Annotated in this window: 13 protein-coding genes; 7 read left to right on the forward strand and 6 right to left on the reverse strand. The window is 49.3% G+C overall.

What is annotated here, in order from left to right; translation table 11 throughout:
- From DW091_RS15965 to DW091_RS15980, 4 genes are all read right to left on the reverse strand, one after another.
- The coding region (locus tag DW091_RS15965; RefSeq protein ID WP_147365300.1) for a peptidoglycan-binding protein at positions 1 to 809 on the reverse strand (809 nt) is incomplete at its 3' end.
- Between the two features lie 179 nt (positions 810 to 988).
- Positions 989 to 1,723 (reverse strand): peptidoglycan-binding protein, encoded by a 735-nt coding sequence (locus tag DW091_RS15970; protein WP_118518653.1) that lies wholly within the window; start codon positions 1,721 to 1,723, stop codon positions 989 to 991.
- On the reverse strand, positions 1,686 to 1,973 hold the full coding sequence (locus DW091_RS15975) for a phage holin (RefSeq protein ID WP_118518654.1): 288 nt from the start codon (positions 1,971 to 1,973) through the stop codon (positions 1,686 to 1,688). The genes DW091_RS15970 and DW091_RS15975 overlap by 38 nt, the downstream gene beginning before the upstream one ends.
- Before the next feature lie 180 nt (positions 1,974 to 2,153).
- Positions 2,154 to 2,561: a hypothetical protein gene (locus DW091_RS15980; RefSeq protein WP_118518655.1), complete on the reverse strand. Its 408-nt coding sequence runs from the start codon at positions 2,559 to 2,561 to the stop codon at positions 2,154 to 2,156.
- Between the two features lie 440 nt (positions 2,562 to 3,001).
- On the opposite strand from DW091_RS15980, the gene DW091_RS15985 reads away from it, so the two are divergent.
- Both DW091_RS15985 and DW091_RS15990 read left to right on the forward strand, forming a co-directional pair.
- On the forward strand, positions 3,002 to 4,432 hold the full coding sequence (locus DW091_RS15985; RefSeq protein WP_118518656.1) for a trimethylamine methyltransferase family protein: 1,431 nt from the start codon (positions 3,002 to 3,004) through the stop codon (positions 4,430 to 4,432).
- 10 nt (positions 4,433 to 4,442) lie between these two features.
- Positions 4,443 to 5,672, forward strand: a complete 1,230-nt coding sequence (locus DW091_RS15990) for an MFS transporter (protein ID WP_074616353.1) — start codon at positions 4,443 to 4,445, stop codon at positions 5,670 to 5,672.
- Here DW091_RS15990 and DW091_RS15995 read toward each other — a convergent pair.
- Together DW091_RS15995 and DW091_RS16000 are read right to left on the reverse strand one after the other, a co-directional pair.
- A complete protein-coding gene (locus DW091_RS15995) occupies positions 5,669 to 7,120 on the reverse strand; it encodes a sigma 54-interacting transcriptional regulator (RefSeq protein ID WP_158577918.1) in 1,452 nt (483 codons plus the stop codon). The genes DW091_RS15990 and DW091_RS15995 overlap by 4 nt on opposite strands.
- Before the next feature lie 2 nt (positions 7,121 to 7,122).
- The gene (locus tag DW091_RS16000; protein ID WP_083337014.1) at positions 7,123 to 8,514 is read right to left on the reverse strand and encodes a sigma 54-interacting transcriptional regulator; all 1,392 of its coding nucleotides are present in this window, start codon (positions 8,512 to 8,514) and stop codon (positions 7,123 to 7,125) included.
- A 116-nt stretch (positions 8,515 to 8,630) separates the two neighbouring features.
- On the opposite strand from DW091_RS16000, the gene DW091_RS20735 reads away from it, so the two are divergent.
- Genes DW091_RS20735 through DW091_RS16020 form a run of 5 tightly spaced genes read left to right on the forward strand, consistent with a single transcriptional unit; the run spans position 8,631 to position 13,996 of the window.
- A complete protein-coding gene (locus tag DW091_RS20735; protein WP_263422118.1) occupies positions 8,631 to 8,765 on the forward strand; it encodes a hypothetical protein in 135 nt (44 codons plus the stop codon).
- Between the two features lie 47 nt (positions 8,766 to 8,812).
- The gene (locus DW091_RS16005) at positions 8,813 to 10,276 is read left to right on the forward strand and encodes a trimethylamine methyltransferase family protein (protein WP_118518658.1); all 1,464 of its coding nucleotides are present in this window, start codon (positions 8,813 to 8,815) and stop codon (positions 10,274 to 10,276) included.
- 29 nt (positions 10,277 to 10,305) lie between these two features.
- Positions 10,306 to 11,220 (forward strand): TIM barrel protein, encoded by a 915-nt coding sequence (locus DW091_RS16010; protein WP_118518659.1) that lies wholly within the window; start codon positions 10,306 to 10,308, stop codon positions 11,218 to 11,220.
- A gap of 20 nt (positions 11,221 to 11,240) precedes the next feature.
- Complete coding sequence (locus tag DW091_RS16015; RefSeq protein ID WP_074616349.1) at positions 11,241 to 12,578, forward strand: MFS transporter; 1,338 nt, start codon at positions 11,241 to 11,243, stop codon at positions 12,576 to 12,578.
- A gap of 14 nt (positions 12,579 to 12,592) precedes the next feature.
- The gene (locus tag DW091_RS16020) at positions 12,593 to 13,996 is read left to right on the forward strand and encodes a trimethylamine methyltransferase family protein (protein ID WP_058693009.1); all 1,404 of its coding nucleotides are present in this window, start codon (positions 12,593 to 12,595) and stop codon (positions 13,994 to 13,996) included.
- Positions 13,997 to 14,017: the final 21 nt, after the last annotated feature.

The following is a 14,017-nucleotide window of genomic DNA, read 5'->3' on the forward strand; positions in this document are numbered from 1 at the left end:
GCCCAAGTCGACAAGCCAACCCATCCATCGGCCTCCAATGCCATCAGGCTCTGGAAATTGATCACAGCTTTTTCAACGCCGGTATCAAAGATACCATTAAAAGAGCCTGGATTAAATCCATTGACATAGAGCATATACTGAAGCAGGTAAACTAAAGCGGTCTGTTTGCTGTTTAACGCAACATTATGATCATTCGCTCCCTGTGCTGTGCCAGGGCCGAATACACCATTTGGCTCATCAATGCCAACTTCCTTTTGAAAGGCATAAAGCAGCGCGTTACAGGTGTTTCTGCCATAGACCCCGTCACAGGGACAGATATTCAAGTCCATCCAGAAGTAATCACTGTATTTATTGTTAAGTGCCTGCTGAATGGCCCGAATGCGGCTGTCACCGCCTGAAATTAAAACGACAGCATCTGTGGATAATAATCCTTTCATTGTTTTTGCATCCACTTTCCCGTCAGCGGTAAGTCCAGCTGCCATTTTAAATTGGTTTACACCGGAAACGGTTGTATTGTCAAAATCCTGAGTCAGATCCTGGGAAGAGAACCCCTTACACCATAACCCTCCCTGAATAATATTGACAATATGACCTTTCGCGCCACTTTGGACAGTTGGACAAAGCTCTGCGGTCATTGGGCCAAACTCACCAGTTGGTGTGGAAACACCAATTTCAATTTGCAGCGCTGAAATTAAAGATGCCACCGTACCATTCCCGGTTTGGCCGTCTTCTGTACATGAGATATAACCATTAAAATTTTTATAGGTTGCATTTAACCATTTCTGTGTCATTAATACTTTCTGATCCATAATATAAATCCTTCTTTCTTTTTTTATTTATTTTTTTTAGTAAACCGGCAATGTGCACTTGCCGGTTTAAGAAGGACCGGTCCTCTGCTTTAGTTTTTGGCCTTATGCAGTGTCGGGCGCTTTTATAATTCTATTTTAGCTGGGTTTCTCTTCTTTGTCTGTGTGCAGTTTGTGTGTTTTTAAGCATTCCACTGAAAATGCACAAAGCTTTTGTCATAATAGCGGATGGTCTTCAGGCCATACCGCTCACCCGCGTCTGCCACCGCATCGACGGTGTAGCCATTGGCGGCGTAGACGGCAATATCAGCCGCCCGTCCCAGTTTATGGTAGGAATCCGGTACACCGCCGACTTCTGCGTTGAGGATTTCACACCTTACGCCAGAGGTCACAACCAGGGGAATCCCCAGGTCTTTCCGAACCTGCTCCAGCTTTTCGATGAGCGTCCGGTTCATCGGAACCGGAAACCCATCGCAGTATTTGCCGCCGCACTCACATTTAAACTCCTGCATATTAAAATGCTCGGTTACCTGTTCCTGCGGATCAAAAACCGGCACCGGATCGGCTGCGGCATAGCCAAACAGGGCGGCTTCAGTGTTATAGCCGACGATGCCGTCAGCGACGAGTCCAAAATCGGCTTGCAGTGCTTTGACGGCTACATCGGTTAAGGGGCCTGGAAGGCCATCCACCGGGCAGCCGCAGCCTTTTGCGTTTAACTGCGCCTGTATGCCGCATACCTGCCCGGACAGGTGGTCTTTTGTCACCGGACCGGCAATGCCGTCAATCTCAATGCCATAGCCTTCCTGGGCCCGCCTCACCGCCGCCTGGGTTTCGGGACCGTCGAAGCCATCGACCGTCCCCGGCGCGTAGTTGCAGAGCTTAAGGGCTTCCTGAACCTGTGTTAAGGTCATCTCCATTATTTTCACCTCTTTCCTTTTTGTCTTTCTTTTTTAATACCTGTTCGGAATCGCTGATGCTGGGGGTTGTCGGATCGACAATCACGCCCATTGCAACGGCACAGATGACCGCTGCGTTCAAAATCTTTTCGATTAAAGGCACGTTAAAATCTGTTGAGATAAATCCCTGGGCGTACTGCAGGATCAAAACGATCAGGCCGATACAGGCAATCCAGAAGGTTTTGTTCTTTAATCGAATCTTTAAGTTCATTCCGATTATCACCTACTTTCTATCGAAGGCTGATGATGTTGTGGTATCGCGATAACAGCTATGCTTTCGATAAACACATTATAGCACCGCATTCGTGGACCGGCTGTGTTCACTTTGTGCTGTGTTTGCTTAAAAAGAAAAGAGCCTTTCGGCTCTTTGGAGGCAAGTGGGAGAATTTGATTACTTAATCTGATGTTTCATCGCTTGATTTGCTTTTGAGGCGACATGGAGGATATAATCATAGTCATACTCGAGCTCCTCGGCAATCTGTACCAGCGATTTTCCAGTATAGCGCTGCATGTAAAATACTTTTTTCTGAATGTTTTTAAGTTTTGGAATTGCCTCAAGAATAACCTTAAGGCTTTTTTCAAGCAAGTGCTCCTGACGCCGCTGCTCACCCAGCGCCTTTCGGATAAGCGTTAGCTGCTTTAGAATTTGCTTTTTTCTTTCGACCTTTGTGTAGGGTGTTTTTTCAGATAAAAGCATCCATTTTTCTTCAAGCTGAGTAAGATAGATAATCTCCTCCTGGATAATGGCCAGCTCAGCTTTCAGACTGATGACAGAGTCGTCCTTTTCCAATAATTTCATATACTCCCACCTTTCGAATGAATTTTCTTTTTAAAACATATGTTCTTTTTAAATAATCATACGCTCATCAAGAGAAAATGTCAATGAAATCCATTGGAGTGGACAAATATTTACTCTAATTTAAGCAAGTATTTTTTTGATTTTAAAGATGAATATTATTCTTTGTAGCTGTTTTTAAAATAAAGTTTTTTAAAAGTGTCATTATTTTGGACAGATTTTGTTCGCTATACTTGGATTTTCGTTAAAAACAGGCTTTTTAGGTTTGTTGCTTTTTATGACAGTGTCATTATTTTGAACGAAGGAGAGACAAAAACTAAGTAAAAAAACAAAATTACGGTGTTTTAGAACAATAAATGGCTTTATTCGCGGTTTGTTTTTGGCATAAAAATTGCATTTACTAAAGATTAAGATTTAATGCTGCTGCATTTGGGAGGAATAAGATGAAAAAATATGAACAGTTTATTGCAAAAGAAGACATTGAATTAATTCATGAGAATACCATTCGTATTCTGGAAAACGTCGGGGTCAAGTTTGAGCATGGGGAAGCTCTGGAGATTTTCAGGAAGCATGGCATACGGGTCGAGGGCGATGTCGTCTATATGGGTGAAAAGGACGTGCGCACCGCCCTGTCGACGGTTCCGGAGACCTTCACGCTGTACTCGGGCAGAGGAACGGTGGAGGTTGGAGACGGCAGTATGGTCAAGCTGCCGGTGGGCTGTCCAGCCTTTATCGAGGATCATGGCAATATCCGCAAAATTTTGAATAAGGACATTATTGATCTGTTTAAGCTTATTGATACCAGTCCATTGCTCGACTGTAACCATGTTAACTTTTTTACCGAATCGGAAGGCTTTTCCGATGATGTAAAGCGCTATTCCTATCTGGCGCTGCTTATGAAATACTCCAATAAGCCTTTCCCCTTTGCCATTCCCGATACCTCGGCAGAAAAGGGCAGTCTGCGGGAAGCCATGGCCGGCGGTATCCGCCTGATGAAGCGGTTTGAGGGCGTTGAGGATAAATGCCTGGCTTCGGTGGGGATCAATCCCCTTTCACCGCTCTGCTATGACCATGCCCCCATCGAGCGGATCATCGGAACCTGCAGCGAAAACCAGGGTATCTGGCTGGCCTCCTGTGTGATGCCGGTTTTAACGGCTCCGCCGTCTGTCGCTTCGATTCTGACCATGGTGAATGCAGAGATTCTGGCAGGTTTTGTTTTTACACAGCTCTTAAAACCCGGAACACCGATGATTTACGCCAATGTATCCGGCTCGACAGATTTGAGGACCATTCAGCTGAGCATGGGGAATCCAGAGGCTGCGCTGATGATTTACGGAACAGCAGCTCTGGCCGATTATTACCGCGTGCCCTTCCGGGCCGGCGGCGCCATCAGCGACGCCAAGGATCTTGATTTCCAGGCAGGTATGGAATCCATGATGATGGCTGAAGCGACCGTAGAGGCAAAACCAGACATGATCCTCCACAGCACAGGCTGTCTGGGGACATATAATATCGTCAGCTTTGAAAAAATGCTGATGGACGAGGAAATCTTTGCCTATGCCGAACGGATTCACCGGGGTATTGATGTAACGGAGAAGAAAATCTGTTTTAAGGATATTGAAAAGACCGGGCCAAGGGGCAATTTCCTGTCTGGCAGAACGCCGAAGATGTACCGTGAAGAATTTTATCTCACCCAGTACCTGAACAAGGCCGACGCCAACGACTGGCAGAATAAAGGCCGGGTTGGGCTCAAGGAAAATGCCGGACAAAAAGTGCAGGAGAGAATTGAGGCTTACCAGGCGCCGGAAATTACAAAAGAGCAGGAAGAATTGTTAAAGCCGTATTTGCCGGAAGCTTACCGGGACCAGATTTAGGAGGCCTGTCATGAGTAAGGGAAAACGTAATTTTCTTTTGGTGTTGATCAGTGTGATGGTGGGGATTATCTATTTTATCCCCTACCTCCGCTTTTTCTTTTATGACCAGATGCTGGACGGATTTCATCTGACCAATTTGCAGCTGGGCACGCTTGGGTCAATTTATGGCCTGGTTGCCCTGTTCTGTTACCCGGTCAGCGGTTATCTGGCCGACCGTTTCAGCGCGCGCATTCTGCTGACCATCTCTTTTTTAGCCATGGCAGGGCTCACTTTCTGGCAGTCCACTTTTCCAGGCTATAATACACTGGTGGTTATCTATGTCCTGTACGGCTTCTTTACGACCGCCACGCTCTGGTCGCCTTATATCTGTTTTGTGCGCCATCTGGGAACAGAGGAGGAGCAGGGAAAGCTTTTTGGTGTCAGCGAGGCCATGCGCGGTGTGGTCAGCGCGGTAACCGGCTTTGTTTTTCTCTGGATGCTGGGCCTTTTTGTGGACAGCGTGGGAGGAATGCAGGTGCTCCTGTGGATTTCGGTTGGGTTATATGTGCTCTTCGCGGCTTTGAGCATCGTCTTTTTACCCAAAACAGAGACTAAAGCTTCAAAACAGAATAATCCACAGGAAAAAGGGATGAAAAATATTATAAAAGCGCTCAGGCTCCCTGGCACATGGCTGGTTGCATTTTTTCTGTTCAGCTGTTTTTGTGTGATCAATACCGGGACAAACTACCTCGGCACTTATACGACGCAGGTGCTGGGCGTATCGGCCTCTGTCTCCAGCGGACTGGCGATTTTCAGAAGCTATGTCATCGTGATCGCGGCAGGTGTGCTGGGCGGTATCCTGGCGGACAAGGCAAAATCCAGAGCCATTTTTATCAGCGGTCTTCTGGGCGGCATTATCGTGTGCGCGGCGCTTTTAATTTTTAGCAGCAGTCTGGTGACAGTGGCCATTGTCATTACCATGGTTATGTCTTTTCTGTACTTTACGGTTAAATCTGTTTATTATTCCGTCATGGGCGAAGGCGGGATTCCCCTTGAGCTGACCGCGGCCGCCACAGGCATTATTTCCTTTATCGCCTATGCGCCGGAGGCCTTTATGACAACCATCATGGGCTCATGGATTGACGCAGACCCGGTGATGGGCTTTAATAAGATATTTATCTGGATGATCAGTTTTTCGGTGATCAGTATCATACTGGCTGTGATAATTTACAGACGGCACAAAAAAGCTGAGGGCATTTAGCCCTCAGCTTTTTCCATGTTGTACTTCTTGATTTTATTGTGCAGATTTGTCCGGGAAATCTGGAGCTGCTTTGCAGCTCTGCTGACATTATGCCCGGTTTTTTCAAGGGTATCCTGGATAATCTTTGCTTCATAAGCGTTCATCAGCTGGCTGAGCCCTTCTTCCCCGCTGGTTCCGGGCAGGCCGGAGGGCGGCGCAGCTTCGGGAGCTGTATTTGTCCTAAGCAGGTACTCAGGCAGGTGGTGGGGCTTAATAAAGGCTTCATCCTTTCCCGCAAAATAGATGGCCTGAGTGATGATATGCCGCAGCTCCCGGACATTGCCGGGCCAGCTGTGGGATTCAAAAATCTGTTTTACCGCGCTGGATAACCGGGTGACCTTTTTTCCGAGCACTGGCGCCATACTGCCAATAAAATACTCAGCCGTCTCAGCGATATCCTCCCTGCGGCTGGCCAGCGGGGGCAGCTCAATGGAGAAAACGGCCAGGCGGTAATAGAGGTCTGCCCGTAAATGGCTGTTTTCAATGGCGATGAAGGGCTCCTCATTGATGGCGCTGATGATGCGGCATTTGCAGGGTTTTTCCTCCTGACCGCCCACCGCGCGGAAGCGCCCGGTCTCCAGAACGCGCAGCAGCTTTGACTGGAGCCCGACAGCCATGGAGTTGAGCTCATCCAAAAACAGAGTGCCGTTCTCAGCCTCTTCAAACAGTCCCCTGCGGTTGACCGCGCCGGTATATGAGCCTTTACAGGTGCCAAACAGCGTGCTTTCAAGCAGGGCTTCTGGGATAGCGCTGCAATTTACAGCCACGAAGGGATAGGGAGAAAAGGCACTGTAGTTGTGAATGCTCTGGGCAAAAACTTCCTTGCCAGTGCCGGTCTCGCCCCAGATGAGCACAGGGGCATCTGTTTTAGCCGCGATTTTCCCCCGGTAAATTGCCTTTTGCAGCATCGGGCTGCTGCCGATCACATTGTCAAAGGTGTGCTGTGTACCATTTTGCTGGTAATGGGAGGGGATCTGGCGGTCACTCTGTTTTTTATTACCCTCGGCGATCATTTCCAGATAATCCGAGACCTCGCGGTAAATGCACAGGGCATAATCGATTTTACCATTTTTTCCGTATATAGGATAAGTGCTGCACAGAATATTCGCCTCATTGCCGCCGACGGTGGTGTAATAGTCCAGCGTTTCCTGATAGATTTTTCCGGTTTTCAGTGTATCGAGCACCATTGAGCGCTTTGGGCGGATAATGTTTGGAAACTGTTGTGGGTTATAGAGCTCCTCAGGGCTTTTTCCAATAACCTCGTTACGCCGCAGGGCTTCAATCTTTTCACAGCCCTTTGAGTAACAGATAATATGCCCTTCGGCGTCAAGAATCATCACTGCCATGTCTGTGATGCGCTCCAGATCGCCGATACTCAGCGGGCGCAGCGCCTTTAAGTCCTTTTCCATGCTCATTCCTCCTTAGCACAGTATTTTCGTATGAGCCGGCTGGCCTTTGACTGAGTGATGCCCAGCTCCTCGGCCACGCCGACAGATGTTTTTTTCCGGCTGTAGCAGTCCTGGATAATGTAGCTTTTGACCTGATCCAGAAGCTGGTCGTAGGAATGGTAAAACTTATCATCGGTCTGGGGAACGTGCATGCGGATCTCCTCAGGCACCTTGCTTTCGTAGATAATGGAGCCGCTGGTTAAGACGTACATGCGCTCAATGACATTTTTGAGCTCCCGGATATTGCCCGGCCAGTCGTAGTGGACCAGGGCGAGCAGGGTCAGGGAATAAAAAACCTTGTTGGTGCCGTACTTTAAATTTTGTTTTTTCAGATAGTGGAGTGAGAGGGGAATAATGTCTTCCTTGCGTTCTCTGAGAGGCGGGATATAGCTGATAAAGGAGCCGATGCGCCAGTAGAGGTCCTCCCTGAAGGTTTTTTCTGCGATGGCTGTCTTTAAATCCTTGTTGGTGGCGGAAATGATACGCACATCTACATGGACAGGCGTGGTGCCGCCCACGGGCAGGAAGGATTTGCTCTCGATGGCGTGCAGGAGCTTTACCTGGAGGTTTAAGGGAAGATCCCCGATCTCATCGAGGAATACAGTCCCCTTGTCGGCAGATTCCAGCAGGCCCTTTTTTCCGCGGGTATTGGCGCCGGTAAAGGAGCCGGAGGCATAGCCGAAAAGCTCGCTTTCCAGCAGATTGTCGGGGATAGCGCCGCAGTTGATGGACATAAAAGGGCCAAAGCCGCGGTCACTGCACTGATGGATATACTCGGCGATCAGGGTTTTGCCAGTGCCGCTTTCCCCCAGAAGCAGGATGGACATGTCCGACTTCGCGATACGCTCCAGCTCCACAATACGTTTCAGAAAAGCATGGCTTTCCCCTACAATATTGCGCCTCTGGCGCTTTTTTACTTTCTCGGGCTTTTCCATGAGCTTAGCGTCTGCGTCAAAGTCCACATCCGAAAAATTTTCCTGAATCACATAGACCGTAAAGTCGATGTCGTCAGGCGTATCCTCTTTCATGACCGGAGTGTCGATGATTTCCATATAATTGCGCGACAGCATATTTTTCTGTCTGTAGATCAGCGGCCTTTTCATGGCCAGCATATTTTTATAGGCGGGCGGGTAGACAACGCCCTCCCATTTCCCCCAGTCGCTGTCACCCACTAGATCTTCGGGCAGTTTGCCGTAATGCCTTGAGATGGCCGGGTTCACGTAGATGGTTTTTCCGTTCTGGTCGCTGACAAAAACGCCCAGAAAAAGATTTTCAAGAATTTTAATATAGAGCTCCTTTGGAAGAGACATCAGATAGTCCAGGTATTCTTCGCTGTGCTGAAATGGATTGTTCACAAAATCACCGCCTTTCTTCTAGTATACCGGGGTTCTTTATAAAAAACAAGCGATTTCCGAAAAAATAGTCATTTTTGCATAAATTAATAAATATTAAAAAGTATAGGTAGTTAAAAATGATTAACAGGTTGTTCTTTTTGGGGGAGAAATGGCGCAGCTGGGGCTTTTTTAAGATTGGCACGGGTCTTGCGTTATTAAACGGCATGAATCGGAAAGCCGATACTTCCAGAATCTGCAGAATGATGGAATAAAATGGAATTAATGAAAAATGACTGATATGAAAAATTGGAGGAAAAACATGTACCCAAACCGTAATTTATTTGAGAAATATATCACAAAAGACGAAATTGAGCTGATCCACGAATATACTCTGAAAATTTTATCCGAGGTTGGTGTGATCATCGAGAGTGATGCTGCCGCCGAGGTCTTTAAAAAGAACGGCGCCCGCGTCGAAGGCCATAAGATCTTTATTGACGAAGCCCTCTTAAAAAAAGGCCTGTCCACTGTGCCAAAGGAATTTGATATTTACAGCCCGTCCGGCAAGCTGACCCTCGGCGAGAGCGCCCCCACGATCTGCGCGGGTCCGGTGGCGCCCACCACTATCCAGGATTTTGAAAACAATACCTACCGCCCGGCCAATTTAAAGGATGTTGAGCAGTATTACATTCTTCAGGAAACCAGCAAGGTCATCAGCATGCCCACCCATTCCTGCCAGAATACCGACGATTTGGATAAATCCGGCGATGATTTCCACACACCGCAGGCAGCCATGGGCCTGAAATACTGCCAGAAGCCCATTTACCAGGGCAACACCATCACGCCCATCAACTATAAAAAAGGCTCGCTGATCGAAGCCAACCGCAGACTGGTCAAGCTGCACCGCGAATTTTATGACATCTGGGACAAGCCGGTAACCATGTCCAACTGCTGTGTGCTGTCGCCGCTGGCCATTGGCGCAGAAGTAGCAGACACCATCATCGGCGCGGTTCAGGAAAACCAGCCTGTGATCATTATCTCCTGCTCTATGACGAACCTGACCTGTCCTCCGACACTGGCCAGCGCCATTGTTCAGGATAATGCCAATATTCTGGCTGGTATAGTGCTGACACAGCTCATCAGCCCAGGGGTGGGCGCGGTTTACGGCTCAGTGACCTCCCCCACCGACATGCGCACCGTGCAGCTGGCCACCGGCGCCCCGGAAGCTGTTCTCATGCAGATGGGACTGGTCGCCATGGGGCGTTACTATAACCTGCCAGTGCGCTCCGGTGTATCTGCCACCACCGCCGTTGACCTGGATTTCCAGTGCGGCGCGGAATCCATGATGACCCTCATGACCGGCATGCTCGGCAAAACCGACTTTATCCTGAACGCCGCAGGCGCTTACGGCGGTTATAACCTGGGCTCCCTTGAAAACTTTGTGCTGGATGAAGAAAACATCGCTTACCTCAAACGCGTGAACCAGGGCCTTGACATCACCGAGGACAAGCTGTATTTTGATCTCATCGCGAAAACCGGCCCGCGCGGCAATTTCTTAAAAGGCCGCACGCCAAAGGATTACCGGAAGGAAAACTACTTCCCGAGTATTTTCGTAAGAGAAGGCGGCTCGCCGGCGGACGTGATTGAAAAGAACGGCAATCTGGTTGCCCGCGCCCGCAGGATTATAAATGAACGTCTCGAAAGCTACGAGCTGCCCGAGGTCACTGCCACCCAGAAAAAGCTTTTAAACGCGTATCTGCCAGAAGGCTACAAGTACGATTTATAAAATAGAAACAGTAAAAGGAGAAGATGATCATGAAACAAAACGACAGACAGATAAAACTCGGAATGCACACCTATACCCTGCACCTCAGCGGACTTGGCGAAAGCTGGGGCTTTGATTCCGAACATGCCTTTGAAAAGTCCATCAACCTCATGCAGCTCATGGATCTGGCTGTGGAATGGGGACTGGACGGACTCCACATCACCAACGTGGATCTGGAAACCCTTGACACCGCCCATCTGGCAGAGGTGAAGGCCGCGGCTGAGGATCACGGGCTCTATCTGGAATACAACGTATCCTTTGACGCCCCCTGCGACCCGCGTGTCAACTCAAACGTGCACGACGCCCTGGTGAACGCCAAGGCTATGGGCGCGGATCTGGTCAAATTCAGCCTGGACATCGAGCGGCCAAAGCCGCTGTACGGCACCTGCTTTCATCCGGATGTCATGGCACAGCTAGCAGCGCGCTACCATGAATTCAAAGAGAATATTCCGCTCATGGAAGCGCTGGGGCTTCAGGTTTCCATCGAGAACCACTGCGATACCTACGCCGATGAGGTTATCTGGCTGGTAAAACAGCTGAACCATCCGAGTATCGGGGCATGTCTGGACACCATCAATTCTCTGTGCGTACTGGAAGGCCCGGAAGCCTGCGCAGAGAAGATGGCGCCTTACGCAAACTGCTGCCACTTCTGCGACAACAAGCTGGTCATCGACCCGGACGGCACCCACTCCATCGGTGTGGCCATTGGCGATGGCGACATTGACTGTGCGAAAATTTTAAAAATGCTGAAAGAGCAGGCGCCGCTGGACCGCATCACCTTTGAGGTTGAATACGAAATCGGCGGCGACACGCTGGAGGTTGCCAGAGAAAAAGAAATCGAGGCCTGCAAAAAGAGCATCGATTACCTGCGCAACGTGCTGAAGGTTGGCGTTCGCGGCCGTTAAAGAATAAGGAGAGTAATATTATGAAAGTAACCGGGAAAAAAAGATGGGTCGTGCTGGCGCTGGTTTCTCTGCTGGGCGGCATCATGGTCTATGTTCCGTTTTTACGCTACAACTATTATGATCAGATGATCATTGTCTTTACACAGTTTAAGCCCATTGTGTCCGCGTCCTACGCCCATGAGTTTATTGGCGATATTGGGCTGTGGTTTGGAATTTTCTCTGTTTTGATCTACCCGATCGGAGGGATACTGGCCGATAAATTCAGTGAGCGGAATTTGCTGGTTATCGGCGCTGTGATGATGGGGCTGGCCTCATTTTGGTATGGCATTGTCCCTGGAAGCATTGAAATTATGATCATTCATATTTTATACGGCATCGGCACCAGTATTTTCATCTGGTCAGCTTATCTGAAGGTTGTCCGTAAAATGGGGACAGATGCTGAACAGGGAAGAATGTACTCCACGTCTGAATTTGTAAGGGCCATTGTGGGAACACTGATCGGTTTTTTCGGCGCAAGCCTTTTAAACAAAGCGGTTTTTCCGGGAACCGGGATTGACCCGCAGGTGCTGGGGCAGCAGTGGCAGATGATGTTGTTCTTCAACGGCGCCCTGTTCATTATTTTGGCAGTCCTGATCTTTATTCTGGTGCCGGGCAGAATCATCGGCGCAGAGGAGGGCAATGAGGTGGTCCAGGAAGGCTTCAGCATGAAGAATATCGTCACGGTTTTAAAAATGCCGGGTACCTGGCTGCTGGCGCTGCTGATTTTCTTCTGCTTTTCCTTTACCTCAGCAGGCGCGGGCTATCTGGGCACTTACACCACCAACGTTCTGGGCATTTCGGAAACACAGGCCAGCAATTTTGCGGTAATCCGTAATTATATCATCGCGGGCCTCTCCACCCTGGCCATCGGGTTTATTGCGGATAAGATCGGCTCAAAGGTTAAAACGCTGGGAATTTACCTGGTGCTGGCCACCATTATGACTGTGGTGATGATCCTGACCAGGGATGCCACCATGATGTGTATTGTCGTCACCTTTGTCTTTGCCACCGTTTATACCGGGATGCGCGGCATCTACTTTGCAACTCTGGGTGAAGTCGGCATTCCCCTTTCGCTCACTGGCGTATCTACCGGAATCATCTCGCTGATCTGCTATACCCCGGATATCTACTTTGCCAAGCTTGCCGGCTCATGGCTGGACGCCTACGGCAACGCAGGCTATGATTTTATCTGGTACTGGGCCATCGGCTGCGGTATTTTAGGGATTATCACCGCGGGGATTACCATGGCTTACTCAAAAAAATTACAGGCTAAAAACAAACAGGAACCGTCCGCCGATCAGGCGGCGGAAGTCAAATAAACAGGAGATAAAATATGAAACAGACCTATAACTTTGCTCCGCAGGAAGAGCTGGAGCTGATCCATTCACATTCACTGAGACTTTTAAAGGAGACCGGCGTTGTCTTTTACTGTGACGAGGCGCTGGAAATTTTCAAAAAACACGGCGCCCGGGTGGACGGAGAAACCGTATTTATCGAAGAAAAAATGCTGGACGACGCGCTGAAAACCATTCCGAAAACCTACGAGTGGTACGGCAGAAAAGGCTCCCTCACGCTGGGGGACGGAAAGCCTGTTTACGCCTCTAGCTATGGTCCCATGTACGTTTATGAGGACGACGACTACCATTTCCCCACCCCCCTTGATTTCGCTAATTTCGCAAAGCTCGACCAGAGCAGCAAGGTGGTGACTATCGGTAATCCCAACAACATGGATATGCCGAAGATCAAGCCCGAGGACCGGAGCAACTACGCCATGGCGGCCACGCTCATGTATCTGGACAAGCCGCTCATGGGCATGGTTGACGGCAGAAGAAGCGCCGCCGAATGTATCGATATGGTGCGCCGCTTTTATGGCATAGACGATTCGGACAAGCGCTGCGTAGTTTCTGGACTCATCAACGTCGCCTCCCCCTTCCATTATTCACAGGCCATGTGTGAAGGCCTGATCAAGTACGCGTCAGAGGGACAGGCAACCTTTGTCACCTCGGCGGGCATGAGCGGTCTGACCGTTCCGGATACACTGGCCTCACATATTCTGGTAGCCAATACAGAAATTCTGGCCGGCGTTGTGCTGACACAGCTTATTAACCCAGGCGTCCCGGTGGTATACGGCCTCCAGGGGCTTGGCTCAGATCTGCGCTATACTGTAGGCACAATGGGCAGTCCGGAGCAGTCGCTGATCTTCCAGACCGCCAAATCACTGGCAAACTTTTACGGCATGCCAGTTCGCACCGGAGGCTTGATGAATGACGCCAAGGATATGGATATCCAATCCGGCGTCGAATCCTTCAACAGCGGCTACGCGGCCATTATGTCCGGCGTGGACGTCATGCTGCTGTCCTGCGGTATGCTGGACTCTGTCAACACCATCAGCTATGATAAGTATATCTATGATGAAGAGATGATCCAGTCCATCGAACGTTTTGTCCGCGGCTATGAGGTCACAGAGGAAACCCTGCTGTTTGACAAAATTCAGAAGGCCGGCCCTGGCGGAGATTTTCTGGGAAGAACCACCCGCCTTTACCGAAACGACTACTTTATGCCAGATATCTGTAACCGCCTTTCCCACGGCAACTGGGTTGCGGCGGGAAAACCAACCATCAAGAGCAAAACCAGAGCCGCTTACCAGAAGCGTCTGGAGGAATACGTCATGCCCGAAATGGACAGCGGCCAGAAAGCACTGATCGAAAAATATATTCCAAAAGAATTCTGGTATTAAAAGGCTGAGAATAAAAATATA

Source organism: Eubacterium sp. AM05-23 (genome assembly GCF_003477535.1).
Classification (GTDB): Bacteria; Bacillota; Clostridia; order Eubacteriales; family Eubacteriaceae; genus Eubacterium; species Eubacterium maltosivorans.